Genomic DNA, 20413 nt, shown 5'->3' with positions numbered 1-20413 from the left:
CGCACTGCAAGAGTACGGGCGCTTGGTGTAGATTTTATGTTGGTCGGGCTAGCAGGACTCGAACCTGCGACCTTCCGTCCCCCAGACGGACGCGCTACCAGGCTGCGCCATAGCCCGACTTGACGCGCTTCATACCCGATCTGGGCGTCGTGGCAAGAGAGAAATACCACCTGTCAGTCTTTGTGGATTTCTTTGCGGGGGGTTGCCATGCTGGCGCGCAGGCGGGTGAGCCGCGCAAGCAAGGGCTTGATCTCTTGCGCCTGTGCTGGTGTCAGCGATTTTACCTGCGTCAACGCGGACAAAGCGGACGGATCCACGGCAATCTGCGAGATTGCCGGCACCGGGGGCAGATCGACGACTCTCGGTTTGGGTGCCTCGTTGGAGGTCTCAGGCGGCGATACGGGTGCAGCACTGTCCTGAACCGTTGGCTCAGCTTGGGGAGGTGTCGGCGTCTCCTGCGGAGCGGCGGGTGCCGGTGTGGGTTCAGTGGGTATGATCGCCTCTGCATCGGCGCTGCGGGGACGGGCGCGAAAACTCGGCATCGCCTGTGCCGCGTCCTGCGACGTCTGTGGCTGCTCAGGTTCAGCACTGGCAGGGTCGCTTGGCACCGTTTCAGCTGCAACCGGTTCATCCGCCAGGCGCGTCATCGGTGAGGGCTCGACCTCTTGCGGTGCGGGCTCGGGCTCTTGCGGCGCGGGCTCGACCTCTTGCGGTGCAGGCTCGGGTTCTCGTGGTGCAGGCACATCATCTTGCTCTGCAGGTGGCGCCGTCAGAGCAGTTTCAGATGGGGCGAGCACATCGGACGCATCCGCAGGCACGACCGCCTGCGGGACGGGCTCCGGATCAGGTTCACTTGCCACCAATGGCGCTGTTTCTGGCGTCTGCGTGCTCAGATCGGGTTCCGGCGTGCTGGCTATCACTTCGGGTTCGGTCGGTGTGCTTGCAAGCACCTCCGGCTCTGGCATGGCGGGGGCTTCAGGGGTCACAGGTGCAGGTGGTTCGTCAAGGACCTGAGCCGCTGGGGCCGCGGGGCTTTCCTCGGGCATGGCATCAGGGACGACCGCCTCCTGCAGATCGGAAACCTCGTCGTCAGATCCGGCCGTACTCCCCTCGATCACCGCAATTGTCAGGTCGTCCAGTGGTTGCGACATATCCGCGACATAAGGCACGCCGTTTTCACGCAACAGTTTCTGCGCGCCCTTGATGGTCAGGCCGTCCTCATGCAGCAACTGCTTTATGCCACCCAGCAGCAGCATATCCGCCGGTCTGTAATAGCGCCTGCCACCTGCGCGTTTTATAGGTTTGACTTGGCTGAATTTGCTTTCCCAAAAGCGCAGCACATGCGCCTGCACGCCCAACCAGTCGGCGACCTCTGAGATCGTGCGGAACGCGTCAGGTGATTTGGGCATGCGTTCAGGACTTGTTGCCGTCGGCCACACGATCTTTCATCAGGTGAGAGGGCCTGAACGTCAACACACGGCGTGGGTTGATCGGAACCTCTTCGCCGGTCTTTGGGTTGCGTCCCACACGGGCTGATTTATCGCGCACCGAAAAGGTGCCAAACGAGGAGATCTTGACCTGCTCGCCACTTACCAGCGCATCGGAGAGATGCTCCAATACCGATTCGACCAATTGTGCGCTTTCATTTCGAGACAGGCCAACCTCGCGAAAAACCGCCTCGCTCAGGTCCATTCTTGTCAACGTTTTCTCGGCCATCTCTGTCCCTTTCGTTTTCAACGACTGTACGTCCATGCATTTTTACGAGTCAATATCAATGACTTGCTCAACGCCAGATGAGCGAAAATAACCCCGTTTACCAGCGCAGTACGACCGCGCCCCAAGCCAATCCACCGCCGATGGCCTCGGTGACCACCAGATCGCCCTGTTTGATTTGCCCGCGCGCATGCCCCACGGAGAGTGCGAGGGGAATCGATGCAGCCGAGGTATTACCGTGATCCTGTACTGTCACCACGACCCGGTCCATCGACACGCCCAGCTTCTTGGCTGTTCCTTGAATGATACGGATATTCGCCTGATGCGGTACAACCCAATCGACATCCGCCGCTGTCACCCCTGCGCGCTCAAGGGCGGTGGTGGCGGTGGAGGCGAGCTTTTCGACCGCATGGCGGAATACCTGATTGCCCTGCATCCGAAGATACCCGGTTGTCCCAGTAGAAACGCCGCCATCAACGTACAAGAGATCCTTGTGCCGCCCGTCGGAGTTCAGATCGGTGGAGAGGATGCCGCGGTCCGCTGAGGTGCCGGTGCCGTCCTGAACTTCGAGCAGAACAGCGCCCGCACCGTCGCCAAACAGAACGCAGGTTGAGCGATCCGTCCAGTCCATGATGCGGCTGAAGGTTTCGGCACCGATCACCAATACTCTTTTCGCCTGACCGGACAGGATCAGCGCATTGGCGTTGCTCAGGGCAAAGACAAACCCCGCGCAGACGGCTTGCACATCAAAGGCAAACCCGCGTGTCATACCAAGTTCGGCCTGCACCATTGTCGCCGCCGAGGGAAACGTCAAATCGGCCGTGGAAGTTGCGACAATGATTGCATCGACGTCCTGTGGCTCGACCCCGGCCATCGCGAGTGCTGCGCGACTGGCGGCACTGGCCATGCTCGCGGTTGTTTCACCTTCGGCTGCAAAGTGTCTGCGTTCAATGCCAGAGCGCGCACGTATCCACTCGTCATTGGTATCGAGAGTTTTTTCAAACTCGGAATTTGGCACGACACGATCGGGCAGATAATGTCCGACACCCGTTACAACGGCACGCAGGGTCACTGGGCTTTCTCCTCTGCGGGCAGGCCGGCAACGCGGGCTGCAAGTTTGTCGGTAAACTGGATATGCGCCAGTTGTGCGGCCAGCTTAATCGCGGACGACACGCCGGTTGCGTCAGCGGAGCCGTGTGATTTCACAACTGTCCCATTCAACCCCAGAAAAACGCCGCCATTCACACGGCGGGGGTCGATCTTTTTCTTCAGGCGGCGCAGCGACGGATAGGCCAAGAGCGAGGCCAGCCGCGACAAGGGCGTGTAACGGAATGCCTCACGCAGACGGTTACCGACAAGATTTGCCGTGCCCTCACCAGTCTTGATCGCGACATTGCCCGTAAAACCATCCGTCACGATTACATCACACAGATCACCCGAAATATCGCCGCCTTCCACGAAGCCGACAAAATCAAATCCCGCCGGATCCTGTTGCTCCTTGATCAGATCAAAGGCTTCCTTGAGTTCGGTGCGGCCCTTGTGTTCCTCGGTGCCCACGTTGAGCAACCCGACACGCGGGCGCGGCAGATCAAGCCCGTTACGTGCATAAGACATGCCCATCAGCGCATAGCGCAGCAAATCATCCGCATCCGCCTTGATGTCTGCCCCCACGTCGAGCAGCACATTGAAGCCCTGCTGGTTGGAGGAGGGATAAAGCACAGCGATCGCGGGACGGTTCACACCGGGTAGTTTGCGCAGTCGGATCATGGAAAGGGCCATGAGCGCCCCGGTGTTGCCACAGGAAACGGCGACTGACGCACTGCCATCGCGCACGGCTTCAATGGCGGACCACATGGAGGTGCCTTTGCTGTTGCGCACAACCTGACTGGGTTTGTCGTCCATCGTAACGACACCGGTCGCATCGCGGACTTCGCAGCGACCCTGCAATGATTTGCGGCGGGCGACGAGAGCGGAAATTTCCGCCTCTGGCCCATGCAGGATGAAAAACACGTCAGGGTTTTTGCGCGCTGACACGTCGCAGCCCGCAACAATAGCGGCGGGACCCTCGTCCCCCCCCATCGCATCTACCGAGATGATGATGCGTTCATCGTGTGATTGCGTCTGACCGGTCTGCGCCGTCATAAAGCGACTGCCCCCAAACCCTGCTGCCCGTATTCGTTAAGGCACAGGTTTAGGCTGCGTCGTCTTCCAGATCAATCTCTTCTGACAGTGCCACGACTTCTTTGTCGTCATAGTGACCGCAGGCGGCACAGATATGGTGGGGGCGTTTCAGCTCGCCACAGTTGGTGCATTCATTTGGGTTTGCTGCGACCAGCGAATCGTGCGCGCGACGATTGTTGCGGCGCGATTTGGAGACTTTGTTCTGTTGAACAGCCATTGTCTTGGGCCTTTTGTCGTTCGGGGCTCAGCGCTGGTGATATCGCGCAAAAAGCCGAGTTTCGTGAATAGATGTCCCATTCGTGGGTGTGACGTGCGTTTAGGCGCAAGCCGTCGCTTTGTCCAACCCTATTTGGAAGAGCCACGCAAAATACTGTGATAAGCGGCGCGTGCAAGCTCTTTTTGTTCGGATGCCGCTGCCGGACGCGCATACACGCTGCAGATTCGGGGCATCAGTCGTCTTTCAGTTGCTCTTTGAGTGCTGCCAGCCCTGCAAAAGGGCGCGCATCTTCGTCCGTCATTGGGCGCACTCCGGGTTCACTCACGCTGAGTACGCCGAGTTCTGCGTCCGGCGCGCGTGGATAGAGTGGCAGATGCAACACGAGGGCTTCAATCATGACGTCTGCCGGGTCTATCCAGGTAGACAAAGGCTCAACAGCGTCGTCGTCGGGGATTTCCGCCTCGGGTGCATCCACGTCGATGAAGTCTTTTTGATAGACGCGCCGGACAGGCACATCGATTCGCGTCGTGACCGGTTCAACCGTGACGGCACATGGCTGCACAACGGTTGCACCCAAGGTTGCGTCAAGTTGCCAATCGGCAGCCCCAAGTGACGTAATTTGGCCTGTAAACGATAATTTACGCAAACCCAGAAGATCCATTTGCGTGGCCAATTCAGTCCGCTGAGCCTTTGCCGGGCGTAGATCAAAGGGTGTGGCAGTGTTCTGTGACAAGCCACTGACACGCAAAGCGGTAGGTGAGGGCGGTGTTTGCGACATTGATGCTGCTTTCGTTTCTTGAACCATGGCACGTGCATGGTGTAAGCGAGATAGAAGCCATGGAGCACAAGGGCAAGGGCCAGCGTTATGAGTATGCGAATACCGCAGGGATACCGGTTTTCCAAAACGGCACGGACCTTTGTCTTGGCAGGTGTTCTGTTCGGGCTGGTTGCGTGTGGTCCGACATATCGCAATCATGGATATGTGCCGCCGCAGGAAGACCTTGACCAGATCGTGGTCGGCATCGATACGCGGTCGTCCGTCGAAGAGACTCTTGGCACATCCGGATCTACTTCGGTGCTGGAAGATGATGCCTTGTATTTTGTGCGCAGCCGCATGCGCACCGTCGCTATGCTGGACCCCGAAGTGATTGAACGTCAGGTAGTTGCCGTCAGTTTCGATGCCAATGGAATCGTCGAGAATGTGGAGAGTTTCGGGCTGGAGCGGGGGCAGATCGTCAGTTTGACCCGGCGTGTGACTGATTCCAGTGTCGCAGGTAAATCCTTCCTGCGTCAGCTTGTCGGTAACATTGGCAGCTTTACACCGAATGGTCTCGGCCTATAGATCACGACATTAGAGCGCGCTGATGAAACGGGGCCGCTATCAGGCAACAGTCGCGACATCGGGGCCCTTGATCCTGCATGCGCAGTCTTTTCGGGCGGCGTGTTTTGGGTTGGAAGTGACGCACGATTGCGACGCGTATGATTCACGCTGCACCCATGTGCTTATCGCAGATACAACCAGCGGCGCACCGGTCTGCTGTTTTCGCATGCTTCATCTGAAACCTGCCCAAATCACGCAAAGCTATTCAGCGCAATTCTATGACCTTTCACCGCTTGAGGTGTTTCATGGCCATATGCTTGAGGTCGGGCGGTTTTGCATGGACGCCGGGTGCCATGACCCGGATGTGCTGCGCCTTGCCTGGGCTGTGTTGACGGCGCAGGTGGATGCTTTGAAGATCGCTTTGCTCTTTGGGTGTTCGTCCTTTCAGGGGATGGTGCCAGCCCTGTATGAAGACGCCTTTGCAATGTTGGCGCATCGTCATATCGCGCCGCGCAAATGGTCCCCCGGTGCGAAAGCCGCAGAGCGTGTGTCGCTCGACGGGTATGTTAATGCCACGCCAGACCTCCAACGCGCCATGACGCAGACACCGCCACTGCTGCGCAGCTACCTGCGTCTCGGGGGCTGGGTCAGCGATCACGCGGTGATCGACCGGCAGATGGGAACGATGCATGTTTTTACCGGGGTTGAGGTGGCCCTGATCCCGCCCGCGCGCAAAAAAGCGCTGCGCTTTTTACTTGGGGCGCATTGATCGCAATCTGTGGCTCGTGCAGCTTTCTGCATTGACGAGATCGGGTGGGCAGCATAGCTGCGCGTCATGGCCCGTATACCTCTTTTACAACTCAATGATATTTCTCTGACCTTTGGGGGGGATCCGGTTTTCGACGGGCTTAGCCTTGTCACGCAACCCGGCGACCGTGTGGCGTTGGTGGGGCGCAATGGGTCGGGCAAATCGACCCTGATGAAGGTTATGGCCGGTAATGTTGAAGTCGACCGGGGTGATGTGATCACCGGTCCCGGCATATCCGTTGGTTATATGGAGCAGGACCCCGACCTCAGCGGGTTCACAACGCTGGGCGATTTCGCAGCGCATGAGCTTGATGCATCCGAGATGTATAAGGTTGAACGCGCGGGGGCGGGGCTCAAGTTTGATCCGGCACGCCCGGTTGAAACAGCCAGCGGCGGAGAGCGGCGGCGTGCAGCACTTGCGCGGATCATGGCGGATGAGCCGGACCTGATGCTGCTCGACGAGCCGACAAACCACCTTGATATCGAAGCAATCGCCTGGCTTGAAGAAGAGCTCAAGCAGAGCCGCAAGAGCTATGTGATCATCAGCCACGACCGGGCGTTCCTGCGCGCCTTGACGCGGGCCACTTTGTGGATTGATCGCGGTGCGGTACGGCGGCAGGAAAAAGGGTTTGATGCCTTTGAGACGTGGCGCGACACTGTCTGGGAAGAAGAAGACACCCAGCGTCACAAGCTTAACCGCAAGATCAAGGCAGAGGCCCGCTGGGCTGTCGAAGGTATCTCCGCGCGGCGCAAGCGCAATCAGGGCCGGGTACGCGCGTTGCAGGACCTGCGCGCCCAACGCGCGTCGCAGATCAACCGCCAAGGCACCGCCGCCATGGCATTTGAAGCCGGGCCCAAATCTGGCCGAAAGGTCATTGAAGCAACTAACATCACCAAAGCTTTCGGGGACAGAACCATTCTGTCGCCATTTTCGCTGACCATCCAGCGGGGGGATCGCATCGCTTTTGTCGGACCGAACGGCGTGGGCAAGACAACCTTGCTCAACATGTTGATCGGGCGCGAGACCCCGGATGCAGGCGATGTAAAACTGGGCACCAATCTGGACATTGCCCTGTTTGATCAGGCGCGCGCACAGCTTGATGGCGACATGAGCCTGTGGGACAGCCTGACGGGCGATCCGGAGATGCGTGTCTCAGGCAAGGCCGATCAGGTCATGGTGCGCGGGCAGCCCAAACATGTGGTCGGTTATCTCAAGGAATTCCTGTTTGATGAGGCGCAGGCGCGCGCACCCGTCCGGTCGCTGTCGGGTGGGGAAAAAGCACGTCTGCTGCTGGCCAAGCTGATGGCGCGCCCGAGCAACCTTCTGGTTCTCGATGAGCCGACCAATGATCTGGACGTCGAAAGCCTCGATTTGTTGCAAGAGCTGCTGGAAACCTATGACGGCACGGTTCTGCTGGTCAGCCACGACCGCGATTTTCTGGACCGGGTTGCCGCCACCACCATCGCGATGGAAGGGGATGGCCGTGCCACGGTCTATGCCGGCGGGTGGAGCGATTATGTTTCGCAACGCCAGACGGATAAAATCACCGCGCCTTCAAAGCTGAAAGCAAGCGAACCTGCGTCTTCAAAGGGGAAATCCAAGCCGAAATCGGGATTGAGCTTTACGGAACAACACCGGCTTGACGCCTTGCCGGATGAGATGGCGCGCCTCGAGGCAGAGATTGCAAAACTGGTTGAGGTGCTCAGCGATGCGGAGCTTTTCACGGAAAACCCAGTCAAATTCCAAAAAGCGACGGATGCCTTGGTTGCGCGTCAAGCTATGCTGGATGACGCCGAAGAAGAATGGCTGATGCTTGAGGAAAAGGCACAGGGTTAGGGCTGCGCGACCTGCACTTTGTATCCCGCCTGCAAAACCTGCACCATCGGCGCGGGTGTCAGCACCGTAACGGTGCCTCGTGCGGGACGGTGGATCGGCTGGCCATACCCTGACGGGGTGTAGGGCAACATCTTGTCCTCCCACAGCAGATGCGCAGCACCGGTTTCGGACAAAATAAAGACACCGTCTGGTAACTCCGCGATGTCAGCGGTGTAGCGCACTTGTTCATAGCGGCGTGGCACGGCGCGCTGGGCGTGCAGGATGGCGTCATAAGCGGCAATGGGTGTGGTTACTTCAGCGGCTGCGCGGAACTGATTGTAATCCGCTCTGCGGCACTCCCCGCAGGGGCGGTGCCCCGCCGCAAAAGCGACGGCCTCGTCCAGAAAGAACAGCTCTGTGTAGTTGTGGGGGCGCATCAAGGCGCGGTGGCGCCCTTTGAACGATAACACACAAGTCACCCAGGCCTTGTGCCGCCAACGCGCTTTGCCCAAACGCTGGTCTGAGTCATGCAAGATACCGCGATTGCCCATAAACTGCCCCCGCGCCGGGTGGGCGATGATCTCTCCGGTGGGTTGGACGCGGTTTTGCAGCGGCATCAGCGCATCCGCAGCGCGCCATCAATGCGGATGACTTCGCCGTTCAGATACCCGGCCTCAACGATAAAACCTGCCAGCTGCGCAAACTCTTCGGGGTCTCCCAACCTGCGGGGGCAGGGAACGTCGGCGGCGAGTTCAGCCTGTATTTCATCGCTGAGCCCCGCAAGCATCGGCGTCATGAAGATACCCGGCGCGATGGTCATCACACGCACGCCCGTCTGCGCCAGATCGCGCGCCATTGGCAGGCACATGGCCACCACGCCTCCCTTGGAAGCGGCATAGGCGGTCTGCCCCTTTTGCCCGTCAAAGGCGGCAATCGACGCGGTGTTGATGATAACACCGCGTGCGCCATCCAGTTCGGGATCGTTTTCGGCCATCGCCTCGGCGGCCAGACGCGCCACATTGAACGTCCCGACAAGGTTTACATCGAGCGTGCGCGAAAACGGCGCGAGGGGATGGGGGCCATCCCGGCCCACGGTCTTGATCCCATAGACGATCCCGGCACAGTTCACCGCTGCCGTGATGCCGTTCATCTGTTCCTTGGCGGTGGCGATGGCCGCCTTGACCGATGCTTCATCCGTCACGTCTGTTTCAACAAAACGCGCATCGATCTCCCGCGCGATAGTCTGTCCCCGCTCTGCATCGCGATCCAACAGGGTCACCTGCGCGCCGTGCTTTGCAAAGTGGCGCGCGGTCGCTTCGCCAAGGCCAGAGGCCGCCCCGGTGACAACAGCAGCGGTTGTTGCGAGTTTCATCGGCGCGACTCCTTTGGTTTCAGGTTTTTATTGTCAGGACAGTTGCACCATAGCGTGACGCTTTTTACCAGCACTCAGCTTGATCGGCGACTGCAACGCAGCGGCGTCGATCATCAACCCCGCGTTGGTCAACGGTGCATCATCCAGTTTGGCACCATTTTCTGCAATCAGGCGTTTGGCCTCTTTGCCTGAATTGGCGAGGCCCGATTTGACGATCAGCTGCACGATGGAAATACCCTGCGCGACGTCTTCTGCGCTTAGCGTCAGGGTGGGCAGATCATCCCCAACCCCGCCTTTTTCAAAGACGTCATGCGCGGTCTGTGCGGCCGTCGCAGCCGCCTCAGCGCCGTGCAAAAGCGTTGTGATCTCGTTCGCCAGCGTGATCTTGGCGGCATTGATCTCAGACCCTGCAAGTGCTCCCAGACGCTCACATTCATCCAAGGGGAGTTCGGTATAGAGCTTCAGAAACCGCCCGACATCGGCATCCGTCGTATTGCGCCAGAACTGCCAGAACTCGTAAGGAGAGAACATATCGGCATTCAGCCAAACCGCGCCGGATTGGGATTTACCCATCTTCTTGCCATCAGATGTCGTCAGCAAAGGCGAAGTCAGCCCATAGACCTCGCCATCAATGACACGGCGGGTCAGGTCAATACCGTTGACGATATTGCCCCATTGATCCGATCCGCCAAGCTGCAGGATACAGCCGTAACGGCGATGCAGTTCCATGAAATCATAGGCCTGCAGGATCATGTAATTGAATTCGAGAAACGACAAGGATTGTTCCCGGTCGAGCCGCGATTTCACACTCTCAAAGCTGAGCATCCGGTTGATCGAGAAATGCCGCCCAATGTCGCGCAGAAAATCGAGGTAGTTGAGATTGTCCAGCCATTCGGCGTTGTTCAGCATCAAAGCCCCGGTGGGCGCATCCGAATAATCAATATAGGCGGAGAACACCTGCTTGATCCCGGCGATATTGTCGTCAATCGCCTCCGGCCCCAACAACGGGCGTTCGTCCGCCCGAAAGCTTGGATCGCCCACTTTGGTGGTCCCACCCCCCATGAGCGTCAGCGGCTTGTGCCCGGTTTTCTGGAACCAGCGCAGCATCATGATCTGGATCAGCGACCCAACATGCAGCGATTTCGCCGTGGCATCAAACCCGATATAGGCCGATTGAACGCCCTTGAGCAGTGCTTCATCCAGCCCCTGATAATCCGTGCAATCGGCCATAAAGCCGCGCTCCATCATCACAGCCATGAAATCGGATTTCGGGGTGTAGGTCATTGGTCTTGCTCTCTGCTTGCAATGCGCTCACTCTATAGGTGCTGTGCAGACAAAGGAAAAGGCTTTGGAACAAGCCATCGAAAAAACAGGACCGATCACGGCTTTGGGCGCGATGAGCGGCACCTCATTGGACGGTGTGGATGCGGCGATCGTCGTCACGGATGGCGTAACGATTGATCGCTTTGGGGCGACAGCATACAAATCCTACAGCGCTGCAGAACGCGCCGTTTTGGCCAGTGCGCTAGGCCACTGGCAAGGCCCCGAAGTTGATGCCGCGACTGCAGTGATCGAGCATGTGCACAGGGCCGTGCTTGAGGGTTTTCCAGAGGCCGATGTCATCGGCTTTCACGGTCAGACGCTGGCACATGCGCCGCACACGCGCGGCACCTTGCAGGTTGGCGATGGGGCGTGGCTTGCCACCGCTTTGGACCGGCCAGTGGTCTGGGATTTTCGCACGGCGGATGTTGAAATGGGCGGGGAGGGCGCACCGCTGGCGCCGTTTTTCCACTTTGCCTGCGCAAAGTACATCGGTGCCACGCGGCCGCTCGCGTTTCTGAACCTCGGAGGGGTTGGCAATCTGACCTATGTTGATCCGTCCTTTGATCAACCGGAAGCGGCGGGCGCCTTGCTCGCCTTTGATACCGGGCCTGCCAATGCGCCAATGAATGATCTGGTTCAGGCGCGCCTTGGGTTGCCTTATGACAGGGACGGGCAGATCGCGCGCGAAGGTTCTGTGGAGAAAAGCGCGCTGGATCGGTTCCTTGCTGAGCCTTACTTTGCGCGTATTCCACCCAAATCCTTGGACCGGAACGATTTCTCACAAATGATGGATCACGTGGGCGATTTGCAGAACGCTGACGCTGCGGCCACCTTGACGGCCATGTCAGCGGCAGCTGTGCGCGAGGGGCTGCGTTATTGCCCGCAAACGCCGACGCAGCTTTTGGTGACGGGCGGTGGGCGCAATAACCCGGTGCTTATGGAGATGTTGCGCAGCACGCTCGCGTGCCCGGTAAAGCCCGTGGAAGACGTCGGCCTTGATGGCGACATGCTCGAAGCGCAGGCGTTTGCCTATCTCAGCGTGCGCGTCGCGCGAGGCTTACCGACGTCCTGCCCCGGCACAACAGGAGTGCGGACGCCGGTCGCAGGCGGGACCATCAGCTACCCGAACGCAGCTGCAGTGGCTGTGCACAATCGCTAAGCCTTAGGGGCGACAAACCTGTCCGGGGGCAAGTTCAAAGTTATCAAACGTAAAGTGAGGCGAGACCTTGCATCTGACCTGAGTATACGCGCCGACTGCCAATCTTGGTTGGGCAGGATGATCTGAGGGCGCCGCGATGACGACTTGTGCCGCTACATCGGCAAGCTAGTCTGCCATAGATCATCCGCCAAAAGGAGAGATATGTGAAAGTCATCATAGTAGGGGCAGGTATCATTGGTGCACTCACCGCATTTCATCTGGCGCGCCGCGGTGCTGACGTCACGGTGATAGAGGCGGGTCAACCGGCAGGGGCCGCATCCGGTGCCTCATTTGGATGGATCAACGCCAGCTTTTTCCTTGATCGGAACCATTTTGATTTGCGCTGTGCCGCCATGTCCGCGCACCGCCGTTTGGCTGACACTCTGACGTCGCGTGCCACGCTCTGGCAGGGATGTTTGTCTTGGGAAGACCCCGCAGGTCTTGAGGCACATCACGATATGCTCAAAAGCTACGGGTATGCGGTCTCGATCCTTGGAAAAGACGAAATTGCTGCCTTGGAACCTGCCATTTCAGCACCCGACCGGGCGATGCTCATGCACCGCGAAGGTGCTGTAGATTTGGCGACGCTTGCCCGTGATGCGCTGACAGCGGCCACGGCGCTCGGAGCGCATGTGATTGCCGGGGTGGCCGTCACCGGATTGCTGCATCAACAGGCAAAGGTGCAGGGTGTGCGCTGGTCTGGCGGGACACTTCCTGCCGATGCGGTCGTGCTGGCAACGGGCGTGGCCACGCAGGGGTTGCTGGCAGGTGTGGGTCAGTCTTTGCCGATGCTGACACGCCCGGCACTTATTGTCCGCTCCACGCCCGTGCCACCGGTCATTTCGCATATTCTGGTGACGCAGGGGCAGGAGGTGCGTCAGGACCCCACTGGCCGCATATTGGCACCGACCTCTGCCGCGCATCAAAGCGATCGTGCAGATGCGATTGACGAAAACCCGGAACAGCTGGCGGATAAGGCAATCGGGCGGGTGGAACGGTTGCTGGACAGATCGCTGTCATGGGAGCAAGTGACGCTGGCGCATCGTCCGATGCCGCAGGACGGATTGCCGGTTGTCGGGGCTTGCACCTTAGAGGGCCTTTACGTCAGCACCATGCATTCGGGTGCGACGCTCGCGCCTCTGGTGTCTGAAATCGCTGCGAAAGAGGTTCTAGCGCAAGCGCTCAGCAATGAAGAATGCTCACTGATCGCGCCTTACCGGCCGCAGCGATTTACAGATTGAGTTCGTAAAACACCAGCATGGGCAGCACTGCCTCCGGGATGTCGCTATAGGGTCCGCGTTGCTGAAATCCGAGCTTTTCATAAAGACGACGCGCGCCCGTGAAACTGGCATTGGTATCGAGCAATATGCGTTTTGCACCGTCGCGACGCGCCTGATCGATCAAGGCCTGTGACAGCTTTTTACCCGCACCGGTTCCACGCGCCTGCGCCTGAACAAACACGCGCTTGATTTCCACATCTTGGTCATTCAGAGGGTGTATCATGGCGCAGCCGACAGACTGTCCATCCAGCGCTGCGATCAGAATTTCCCCCTGCGGGCGCGCGTGCTTCAGCGCCAGATCCTTCATGAGCGCTGTGTAGGCATCTTCGGGGTAGAAGACATTGACGATTTCCTGCATGTAATCGTCGAATGCCAGCAAATAATCCCGGTATTCCCAGCAAAGCTGGCGGACGTCGTCAATATCCTCAGGCGTACGGGCGGCGCGAATGGTGATCGCAACCGTCACCGCAAAATTGACCGGCCTGCATATTCAGCGGTTTCCCCCAGGGCTTCTTCGATGCGGATCAACTGGTTATATTTCGCCAGCCTGTCAGAGCGGGCAAGCGACCCGGTTTTGATCTGACCACAGTTTGTAGCGACTGCGAGATCTGCAATCGTGGCGTCTTCGGTCTCTCCTGAGCGGTGCGACATCACGTTGGTGAACCCGGCGCGATGGGCCATATCCACGGCCTTGAGCGTCTCGGTCAGGGTGCCGATCTGGTTCACTTTGACCAGCATCGAATTGGCCGAACCGCGTTCAATGCCCATGGCCAGACGTTCGGGGTTGGTGACGAACAGATCATCCCCGACCAACTGTATCTTGTCGCCCAAAGCATCCGTCAGGGCCTTCCATCCGTCCCAGTCATCCTCGGACATGCCGTCTTCGATGGAGATGATGGGGTAATCCGCGACCAGTGCGGCCAGATAGGCGACGTTTTCCTCAGAAGTCAGCGATTTGCCTTCGCCCGCCAATTCGTATTTGCCATTCTTGAAATACTCTGTGGCCGCGCAATCCATCGCGAGATAGATTTCCTCACCGGGTTTGTAACCAGCTTTCTCAATGGATTTCAAAATGAAATCAAGCGCGTCGCGGGTAGAGTTGATGTTGGGTGCAAAGCCACCTTCATCGCCGATACCCGTGGACAGACCCGCCGCCGAAAGCTCTTTTTTCAAGGTATGGAAGACTTCCGAGCCCATGCGTACGGCCTCGCGAATGTTGTCTGCCGCCACCGGCATGATCATGAATTCCTGAATGTCGATCGGGTTGTCCGCATGCTCGCCGCCGTTGATGATGTTCATCATGGGAACGGGCAGGACACGCGCCGATGTACCACCGACATAGCGGTACAGGGGTTGCGTGCAATAATCCGCAGCGGCCTTTGCGGCGGCCAGTGACACGCCCAAAATGGCGTTCGCGCCAAGGCGGGATTTGTTCGCCGTGCCGTCCAGTTCAATCATGCTTGCATCGATGTCGACCTGCTCAGTGGCGTCCAGACCAACGAGCGCATCCGCGATTTCGCCGTTTACGGCGGCGCAGGCTTCCAGCACGCCCTTGCCCATATAACGGGCTTTGTCCCCGTCACGGCGTTCCACCGCCTCATAAGCGCCGGTCGAAGCACCGGAGGGGACGGCGGCGCGCCCCATCGTGCCATCTTCGAGGATCACATCAACTTCGACGGTTGGATTGCCACGGCTGTCCAGAATTTCGCGGGCGTGAATGTCGATGATCGTGCTCATGAGTATGGGCTCCTGCAAATGAATTTGCCGAGGTGATAGCCCGACCGCTCAAAGATGGAAAGGCCTAGTGCGCGACGCCCCGGACCCGGCGTTCGCGCCACAACGTGTAAAGACCGGAGGCGACAATGATTGCAGCCCCCAGCAATGTCAGCGCATCGGGACGCTCGCCAAAGATGCTGATGCCTATCACCAGCGCAAAGAGAATACGGGAATAGCGAAAGGGTGTTACAAAGCTGATTTCGCCCACGCGCATGGCTGCGACGATGCAGTAATAGGCGAAAATACCGATCAACAGCGCGGCCCCAAGGTAAAATAACGTGGAGGGTGGCGGCGTGATCAGCGTGGTGTCGTTGAACCACATCATGATTGCGGCCGAGGGGATGAGCACCAGAAACGCCCAGAAACTGAGTTGCAGCGATGATGTCTCCGGCGGAACGCGCCGGGTTGCAAGATCGCGAATGCCAAGGCCGATGACGCCCTGCACGGCAAAAAGCGACAGCCAGCTGAACCCTTCAAGTCCGGGCCGGATGATCAGCATAACCCCCATGAACCCCACAATGATCGCTGTCCAGCGGCGCCAGCCAACGGCTTCCTGTAAAAACAGAGCCGCCCCCAAGGTCACAAAAAGCGGCGTTGCCTGCAGGATTGCCGAGGCCGTCGACAGCGGGATCAAGGCGATGGCCGTCACAAAACCTATGGTGCCGACCAGTTCCCCGATGGCGCGCAGCATGATAGCGGGTGTGAAGAGGGCGGCAGTGAACAGCGCTTGCCGTTGTATTTTGAGCAGGATCGCCAGCAACACGGCACTGCCCACACCCAACATGCCCACGATCTGACCGATTGGCAGATCGACCGCGAGCAGTTTGATCAGCATATCTTCCAGCGCGAAGAGAAGCATCGCCAGAACCATAAGGGCCGCGCCGCGCAAATTATCCATTGGGGGGTTTTTCCTGCTAAAAGGGATGCCAGTCCCTTAGGCCGCGCAGTTGCAGATGTCCACGCCGCGCGCTGGCATCACTCTTTTTTCAGCGGCACGCCATAGAGTTCCAGACGGTGCCCCCGTAACTCATACCCCAACTTGTTGGCGATCCGTTCCTGCAAGGCTTCGATTTCGGCGTCCACGAATTCAATAACTTCGCCTGAATTCATATCGATCAGATGATCATGATGGTCGCGTTCGGCGTCCTCGTAGCGTGCCCGACCGTCGCCGAACTCCAGCTTGTCCAGAATGCCCGCCTCTTCAAACAGCTTGACCGTCCGGTATACGGTTGCAATCGAAATACCGTTATCAATTGCGACGGCGCGGGCATATAGTTCCTCAACGTCGGGGTGATCCGCACTGTCTTCGAGGACCTGCGCGATGACACGCCGTTGGCCGGTCATGCGCAGCCCCTTCGCCTCGCAGCGTTTGATGATTGGTTTGCTCATGCGGTGGCCCCCGTAACGTAGCTCCGGTTTTTAGCCGCCTTTGCGCATGGGTTCCAGCCAAGTTTTTGTGTTTCGGTTGACTTATGCGCCAACAAGGCGCATGTGGGTGACAGGTGATGCCTTCTGCCGCGTGAGCAGAGTTGTAGCGAGACGCCCATAAAGCGTCTGTTTCAGCCGATAAGTCCCACCTATGTTCCCAAAATCACGCGTGGGTCCGAGCGCAATGGACAGTGCCAGGTATGTTGCCTGCGATCTGTGATCCCTTGCGCATCCTGCGATGGCCGTCTTGTAGAACGGCTGCGATTTTTGCGTGGGCAACAGCCTGCGAGAGGATAAAAATGAGCGATTTCGAAATGATGAACCTGCCACCGGAACTGGTGGCACGACTGGGCCGTATGGGCCTGAATGATCCGACTCCGATCCAGAAACAGGCGATCCCGCATGCGATGAATGGACGGGACGTTATGGGGCTGGCCCAGACCGGCACCGGTAAAACGGCCGCGTTCGGCGTGCCTCTGGTGGCGCAGATGCTGGAACTTGACGGGCGGCCTGCGCCCAAATCCGTGCGCGGGCTGGTTCTGGCACCGACGCGCGAATTGGCCACACAAATCAGCGTCAACCTGCGCTCGTTTGCCGAGAACACCAAGGTGAAGGTTGCAATGGTTGTGGGCGGTCAGTCCATAAACAATCAAATCAAGCGGTTGGAGCGTGGTGTGGACCTGTTGGTCGCGACACCGGGACGTCTGCTCGACCTGATGGACCGCCGCGCTGTGCGGCTGGATGAAACGGTTTTCCTGGTGCTCGATGAAGCGGACCAGATGCTGGACATGGGATTTATCCATGACTTGCGCAAGATCGCCAGCGTGATCCCCAAAGAGCGTCAGACGATGCTGTTTTCGGCGACCATGCCGAAACAGATGAACGAGCTGGCCAACAGCTATTTGCGCAGCCCGATCCGGGTTGAAGTTTCCCCGCCCGGCAAGGCCGCCGATAAGGTGACGCAAGAAGTCCACTTTATCGCCAAGTCGGAAAAATCCGCTTTGCTGATCGAGATGCTGGACAAGCACCGTGAAGAGCGGGCACTGGTTTTTGGCCGCACGAAACACGGGTCGGAAAAACTGATGAAGTCACTGGTCAAAGCAGGCTATGCGGCAGGGTCCATTCACGGCAACAAAAGCCAGGGCCAGCGTGACCGCGCGATTGCAGCCTTCAAATCCGGCGAGATCAAGGTTCTGGTGGCAACGGATGTCGCCGCACGGGGCCTTGATATTCCAGATGTCAAACATGTGTACAATTATGATCTGCCAAATGTGCCGGAAAACTATGTTCACCGGATCGGGCGGACCGCACGTGCGGGTAAGGATGGCGCGGCGATCGCCTTTTGTGCCCCCGATGAGATGGGTGAGTTGAAGGCGATCCAGAAAACCATGAGCATCTCGATCCCCGTGGGCTCGGGCAGACCGTGGGAGGCTGCAGACATTCCACCCGGTGACAAAACCAAGGGCCGGGGTCGCGGTCGTGGCGGCAGACCACCACAGGGCGGTAAGCCCGCAGGCGGCAGACCGGGCGGGGCCCGGAAACGGCCCGGCGCGCGCAACCGGGGCGGCAAGCCCGCTGCGGCGGGTGGCGCCAACCACTGAAGCACGCGGTGTTTCAGCAAAGGCCAGATTGACATCTGCTGATCGGCGCGCCTTTGTGCGCTGATGGATCGTAAATCAAATATGGACGCTGTCGGCGCGGCTGCGCTGATCGCATTCGCGCTGCATCTGGCGTTTAATCAAGTGGTGATCAAGGTCACAGTCGATGGGTTTGGGCCTGTTTTCGCAGCGGGGCTCAGGTCAGCCGGCGCTGTGATTGTGCTGCTCATCTGGATGCGATTGCGTGGTATCTCTATGATGGTGCCGCGCGCTGCAGTGCCGGCAGGTATCCTGTGTGGTCTGTTGTTCGCGCTGGAGTTCATGGTTCTTTTCACGGCGCTGGATTTTACCACGGTGAGCCGGGCGTCGGTCATCTTTTATTCCATGCCCGTCTGGCTGGCCATCGCGAGCCACTTCCTGCTGCCGGGTGATCCGATGACGCGCCTCAAGGCGGTGGGGCTTTTGCTGGCCATGTCCGGCGTGGCCCTCGCACTGCTGGACCGAAGCGATGCAACGGCCAGTCTCGTGGGTGATCTTATGGCGCTTACATCCGCGATTTGCTGGGCTGGCATCGCGCTTTGCGTGAAAATCACACCGCTGAGCCGTGTAGAGCCTGCGCAGCAATTGATGTTTCAGGTGGCGATTTCAACACCGATCCTGTTGTTTGTTGCAATGCTGACGGGGGATCTGATGCGGGATCCACAACCCATCCATTATGCCGGGCTGCTGTTTCAGATTATCGCTGTGGCGAGCCTGGGGTTTCTGGTGTGGTTCTGGCTGCTCACGATTTATCCGGCGTCTTCTGTCGCCTCCTTCAGCTTTCTGTCACCGGTTTTTGCCGTCATTCTTGGCTGGCTTTTGCTGAGTGAAGACGTCGGCATTCAGGTCTGGATGGCGCTGGCGCTGGTGTCGTTGGGCATTTATCTGATCAACCGAAAACCGCGCGCAGCTTAGGTGCCGCAGAAGGTGGCGGGAACGATTTCGTCCTTGGTTGGAGGGCGCATCAAATCGGTGTCATCGGTTCCAAACGGATCAGTGCAGGCAGCCATCAGCCGCTCAAATGGGGTGTAATCGCCCTGCACAGCCGCGGCAATCATCTCTTCAACCCGGTGGTTGCGCGGGATCACACGCGGCGAGGCGGCCTGCATCACCGAATTAGGGTCGGGTTCCTGTGAAATGCGATTGCGCCACTCGCTTGACCACTGATCAAAGGCGTCACGATCCAGAAACTGATCGCGCGCGTCCGAGCGTGCCAGCGCATCGAACGTATTGGTGAAATCGGCCTGTTGATCCTGCATGAGTTTCAGCAAGGCTTCGATCAGCGGGGTGTCTTCGGGTGTGGCTTTGGCGATGCCGATCTTTTTGCCCATCCTGTCCAGCCATGCGGCTTCAATCTGCGCGGGCATGGCATGGACGATCTGCGTGGCTTCTTCGACGGCTGCTTCGGGGTCGTCCATCTGCTGCAACAGGGACGTTGCCAATTGCGCCATGTTCCAGACCGCGATCCGGGGTTGGTTGGAATAGGCATAACGGCCGGTCTGATCAATGGAACTGAACACGGTGTCGGGGTGATAGTCATCCATAAAAGCGCAGGGGCCGTAATCGATGGTCTCCCCTGAAATCGCGCTGTTGTCTGTATTCATCACGCCGTGAATAAAACCCAGCGACATCCAACCCGCGATCAATTCGGCCTGCGCGGCACAGACCGCGCGCAAGAGCCCCAGCGGCCCGTCTGCATTGGGTGCATGGCGCGTGATGGCGTAAGCCGTCAGTTCCCTAAGCGCTTCGATCTGTCCCCGGTGGGCGAAGATCTGAAAGGTACCAACCCGCAGATGGCTTGCGGCCACGCGCGTCAGAACGGCACCGGGCAGAACGGTCTCGCGCAAAACGTCTTCACCGGTAAGGGTTGCCGCCAGTGCGCGCGTGGTCGGCACGCCAAGCGCATGCATGGCCTCAGAGACGACGTATTCACGCAGCACCGGACCAAGCCAGGCGCGCCCGTCGCCCATACGTGAATAGGGCGTGGGGCCGGACCCTTTGAGCTGCAAATCGTAGCGATTGCCGTCCGTGCCGACGACTTCGCCCAGCAAGATAGCCCTGCCATCGCCTAATTGCGGATTGAAATTGCCAAACTGGTGGCCCGCATAAAGCTGTGCCAAGGGTGTCGCCCCGTCTGGCACTTTCGCGCCTGAAAAAACAGCCGCGCGATCTGTTTCACTCGCCGGTGAGATGCCCAGTATTTTCCCAAGAGGTTCATTGTAAGCAACCAGAGAGGGGTTGCGCACGGGGGTCGGATTGAGGCGGGTGTAAAACACAGCCGGCAGTCGCGCATAGCTGTTATCGAAGGGGGCGGTAACTGTCATGTCAGCCATATAAGCGCCTT

At 58.8% G+C, this 20413-nt stretch carries 21 protein-coding genes and 1 tRNA gene; 7 read left to right on the top strand and 15 right to left on the bottom strand.

Annotated features, from left to right (window positions below):
- Nucleotides 1-40: 40 nt before the first annotated feature.
- The 7 genes from RLO149_RS11580 to RLO149_RS11550 all read right to left on the bottom strand — a co-directional run bounded on the left by RLO149_RS11580 (nucleotide 41) and on the right by RLO149_RS11550 (nucleotide 4889).
- Nucleotides 41-117: transfer RNA gene (locus RLO149_RS11580), tRNA-Pro, on the bottom strand.
- A gap of 56 nt (nucleotides 118-173) precedes the next feature.
- Nucleotides 174-1409, bottom strand: a complete 1236-nt coding sequence (locus RLO149_RS11575) for a MerR family transcriptional regulator (RefSeq protein WP_013962279.1) — start codon at nucleotides 1407-1409, stop codon at nucleotides 174-176.
- Nucleotides 1410-1413: 4 nt separating this feature from the next.
- On the bottom strand, nucleotides 1414-1716 hold the full coding sequence (gene ihfA / locus RLO149_RS11570) for an integration host factor subunit alpha (RefSeq protein ID WP_013962278.1): 303 nt from the start codon (nucleotides 1714-1716) through the stop codon (nucleotides 1414-1416).
- 97 nt (nucleotides 1717-1813) lie between these two features.
- Complete coding sequence (locus RLO149_RS11565) at nucleotides 1814-2785, bottom strand: beta-ketoacyl-ACP synthase III (RefSeq protein ID WP_013962277.1); 972 nt, start codon at nucleotides 2783-2785, stop codon at nucleotides 1814-1816.
- The gene (gene plsX, locus RLO149_RS11560) at nucleotides 2782-3855 is read right to left on the bottom strand and encodes a phosphate acyltransferase PlsX (RefSeq protein WP_013962276.1); all 1074 of its coding nucleotides are present in this window, start codon (nucleotides 3853-3855) and stop codon (nucleotides 2782-2784) included. Before plsX ends, RLO149_RS11565 begins: the two co-directional genes overlap by 4 nt.
- 49 nt (nucleotides 3856-3904) lie before the next feature.
- Nucleotides 3905-4111, bottom strand: a complete 207-nt coding sequence (gene rpmF / locus RLO149_RS11555; RefSeq protein ID WP_013962275.1) for a 50S ribosomal protein L32 — start codon at nucleotides 4109-4111, stop codon at nucleotides 3905-3907.
- Nucleotides 4112-4343: 232 nt separating this feature from the next.
- On the bottom strand, nucleotides 4344-4889 hold the full coding sequence (locus tag RLO149_RS11550) for a YceD family protein (RefSeq protein ID WP_148264351.1): 546 nt from the start codon (nucleotides 4887-4889) through the stop codon (nucleotides 4344-4346).
- An 87-nt stretch (nucleotides 4890-4976) separates the two neighbouring features.
- On the opposite strand from RLO149_RS11550, the gene RLO149_RS11545 reads away from it, so the two are divergent.
- From RLO149_RS11545 to RLO149_RS11535, 3 genes are all read left to right on the top strand, one after another.
- A complete protein-coding gene (locus tag RLO149_RS11545) occupies nucleotides 4977-5453 on the top strand; it encodes an outer membrane protein assembly factor BamE (RefSeq protein WP_013962273.1) in 477 nt (158 codons plus the stop codon).
- Nucleotides 5454-5475: 22 nt separating this feature from the next.
- The gene (locus RLO149_RS11540) at nucleotides 5476-6201 is read left to right on the top strand and encodes a GNAT family N-acetyltransferase (protein WP_013962272.1); all 726 of its coding nucleotides are present in this window, start codon (nucleotides 5476-5478) and stop codon (nucleotides 6199-6201) included.
- A 66-nt stretch (nucleotides 6202-6267) separates the two neighbouring features.
- Entirely contained in the window at nucleotides 6268-8076 is a 1809-nt protein-coding gene (locus RLO149_RS11535; RefSeq protein ID WP_013962271.1) for an ABC-F family ATP-binding cassette domain-containing protein, read from the top strand.
- On the opposite strand, the gene RLO149_RS11530 is transcribed toward RLO149_RS11535, so the two are convergent.
- From RLO149_RS11530 to tyrS, 3 genes are read right to left on the bottom strand one after another with little or no spacing between them, the layout of a single operon-like run.
- Nucleotides 8073-8672, bottom strand: coding sequence for a hypothetical protein (locus tag RLO149_RS11530; protein WP_013962270.1), 600 nt, complete (start codon nucleotides 8670-8672; stop codon nucleotides 8073-8075). The two genes, RLO149_RS11535 and RLO149_RS11530, sit on opposite strands and share 4 nt — an antisense overlap.
- Nucleotides 8672-9427 (bottom strand): SDR family NAD(P)-dependent oxidoreductase, encoded by a 756-nt coding sequence (locus RLO149_RS11525; RefSeq protein ID WP_013962269.1) that lies wholly within the window; start codon nucleotides 9425-9427, stop codon nucleotides 8672-8674. Before RLO149_RS11525 ends, RLO149_RS11530 begins: the two co-directional genes overlap by 1 nt.
- A 33-nt stretch (nucleotides 9428-9460) precedes the next feature.
- Complete coding sequence (gene tyrS, locus RLO149_RS11520) at nucleotides 9461-10711, bottom strand: tyrosine--tRNA ligase (protein WP_013962268.1); 1251 nt, start codon at nucleotides 10709-10711, stop codon at nucleotides 9461-9463.
- A 64-nt stretch (nucleotides 10712-10775) separates the two neighbouring features.
- Between tyrS and RLO149_RS11515 the strand changes: the two genes are divergently transcribed.
- Both RLO149_RS11515 and RLO149_RS11510 read left to right on the top strand, forming a co-directional pair.
- The gene (locus RLO149_RS11515; protein WP_013962267.1) at nucleotides 10776-11909 is read left to right on the top strand and encodes an anhydro-N-acetylmuramic acid kinase; all 1134 of its coding nucleotides are present in this window, start codon (nucleotides 10776-10778) and stop codon (nucleotides 11907-11909) included.
- Nucleotides 11910-12112: 203 nt separating this feature from the next.
- The gene (locus RLO149_RS11510; protein WP_013962266.1) at nucleotides 12113-13189 is read left to right on the top strand and encodes an NAD(P)/FAD-dependent oxidoreductase; all 1077 of its coding nucleotides are present in this window, start codon (nucleotides 12113-12115) and stop codon (nucleotides 13187-13189) included.
- Here the strand turns inward: RLO149_RS11510 and RLO149_RS11505 are convergent.
- The 4 genes from RLO149_RS11505 to RLO149_RS11490 all read right to left on the bottom strand — a co-directional run bounded on the left by RLO149_RS11505 (nucleotide 13179) and on the right by RLO149_RS11490 (nucleotide 16393).
- Nucleotides 13179-13694 (bottom strand): GNAT family N-acetyltransferase, encoded by a 516-nt coding sequence (locus RLO149_RS11505; protein WP_013962265.1) that lies wholly within the window; start codon nucleotides 13692-13694, stop codon nucleotides 13179-13181. The genes RLO149_RS11510 and RLO149_RS11505 overlap by 11 nt on opposite strands.
- Nucleotides 13691-14965, bottom strand: coding sequence for a phosphopyruvate hydratase (gene eno / locus RLO149_RS11500; protein ID WP_013962264.1), 1275 nt, complete (start codon nucleotides 14963-14965; stop codon nucleotides 13691-13693). The genes RLO149_RS11505 and eno overlap by 4 nt, the downstream gene beginning before the upstream one ends.
- A gap of 64 nt (nucleotides 14966-15029) precedes the next feature.
- Nucleotides 15030-15902: a DMT family transporter gene (locus RLO149_RS11495; protein ID WP_013962263.1), complete on the bottom strand. Its 873-nt coding sequence runs from the start codon at nucleotides 15900-15902 to the stop codon at nucleotides 15030-15032.
- Nucleotides 15903-15979: 77 nt separating this feature from the next.
- Entirely contained in the window at nucleotides 15980-16393 is a 414-nt protein-coding gene (locus RLO149_RS11490; protein WP_013962262.1) for a Fur family transcriptional regulator, read from the bottom strand.
- Between the two features lie 338 nt (nucleotides 16394-16731).
- On the opposite strand from RLO149_RS11490, the gene RLO149_RS11485 reads away from it, so the two are divergent.
- Together RLO149_RS11485 and RLO149_RS11480 are read left to right on the top strand one after the other, a co-directional pair.
- Complete coding sequence (locus RLO149_RS11485) at nucleotides 16732-18033, top strand: DEAD/DEAH box helicase (protein WP_013962261.1); 1302 nt, start codon at nucleotides 16732-16734, stop codon at nucleotides 18031-18033.
- Nucleotides 18034-18096: 63 nt separating this feature from the next.
- Entirely contained in the window at nucleotides 18097-18984 is an 888-nt protein-coding gene (locus tag RLO149_RS11480; RefSeq protein ID WP_013962260.1) for a DMT family transporter, read from the top strand.
- On the opposite strand, the gene RLO149_RS11475 is transcribed toward RLO149_RS11480, so the two are convergent.
- Complete coding sequence (locus RLO149_RS11475) at nucleotides 18981-20393, bottom strand: protein adenylyltransferase SelO (RefSeq protein WP_044025649.1); 1413 nt, start codon at nucleotides 20391-20393, stop codon at nucleotides 18981-18983. The two genes, RLO149_RS11480 and RLO149_RS11475, sit on opposite strands and share 4 nt — an antisense overlap.
- Between the last annotated feature and the right edge of the window lie 20 nt (nucleotides 20394-20413).

The sequence above is a fragment of the Roseobacter litoralis Och 149 genome, from assembly GCF_000154785.2.
Lineage (GTDB): Bacteria > Pseudomonadota > Alphaproteobacteria > Rhodobacterales > Rhodobacteraceae > Roseobacter > Roseobacter litoralis.
The sequence above is the reverse complement of the archived record's forward strand: the minus strand, read 5'-3'. Positions and strand labels throughout refer to the sequence as shown.

Bases quoted from the DNA above. Each gene is read 5' to 3' on its own strand.
- RLO149_RS11575 (WP_013962279.1), bottom strand. From the start codon at position 1,409: ATGCCCAAATCACCTGACGCGTTCCGCACGATCTCAGAGGTCGCCGAC.
- ihfA (WP_013962278.1), bottom strand. From the start codon at position 1,716: ATGGCCGAGAAAACGTTGACAAGAATGGACCTGAGCGAGGCGGTTTTT.
- plsX (WP_013962276.1), bottom strand. From the start codon at position 3,855: ATGACGGCGCAGACCGGTCAGACGCAATCACACGATGAACGCATCATC.
- rpmF (WP_013962275.1), bottom strand. From the start codon at position 4,111: ATGGCTGTTCAACAGAACAAAGTCTCCAAATCGCGCCGCAACAATCGT.
- RLO149_RS11550 (WP_148264351.1), bottom strand. From the start codon at position 4,889: ATGTCGCAAACACCGCCCTCACCTACCGCTTTGCGTGTCAGTGGCTTG.
- RLO149_RS11545 (WP_013962273.1), top strand. From the start codon at position 4,977: ATGAGTATGCGAATACCGCAGGGATACCGGTTTTCCAAAACGGCACGG.
- RLO149_RS11540 (WP_013962272.1), top strand. From the start codon at position 5,476: ATGAAACGGGGCCGCTATCAGGCAACAGTCGCGACATCGGGGCCCTTG.
- RLO149_RS11535 (WP_013962271.1), top strand. From the start codon at position 6,268: ATGGCCCGTATACCTCTTTTACAACTCAATGATATTTCTCTGACCTTT.
- RLO149_RS11530 (WP_013962270.1), bottom strand. From the start codon at position 8,672: ATGCCGCTGCAAAACCGCGTCCAACCCACCGGAGAGATCATCGCCCAC.
- RLO149_RS11525 (WP_013962269.1), bottom strand. From the start codon at position 9,427: ATGAAACTCGCAACAACCGCTGCTGTTGTCACCGGGGCGGCCTCTGGC.
- tyrS (WP_013962268.1), bottom strand. From the start codon at position 10,711: ATGACCTACACCCCGAAATCCGATTTCATGGCTGTGATGATGGAGCGC.
- eno (WP_013962264.1), bottom strand. From the start codon at position 14,965: ATGAGCACGATCATCGACATTCACGCCCGCGAAATTCTGGACAGCCGT.
- RLO149_RS11495 (WP_013962263.1), bottom strand. From the start codon at position 15,902: ATGGATAATTTGCGCGGCGCGGCCCTTATGGTTCTGGCGATGCTTCTC.
- RLO149_RS11490 (WP_013962262.1), bottom strand. From the start codon at position 16,393: ATGAGCAAACCAATCATCAAACGCTGCGAGGCGAAGGGGCTGCGCATG.
- RLO149_RS11485 (WP_013962261.1), top strand. From the start codon at position 16,732: ATGAGCGATTTCGAAATGATGAACCTGCCACCGGAACTGGTGGCACGA.
- RLO149_RS11480 (WP_013962260.1), top strand. From the start codon at position 18,097: ATGGATCGTAAATCAAATATGGACGCTGTCGGCGCGGCTGCGCTGATC.
- RLO149_RS11475 (WP_044025649.1), bottom strand. From the start codon at position 20,393: ATGACAGTTACCGCCCCCTTCGATAACAGCTATGCGCGACTGCCGGCT.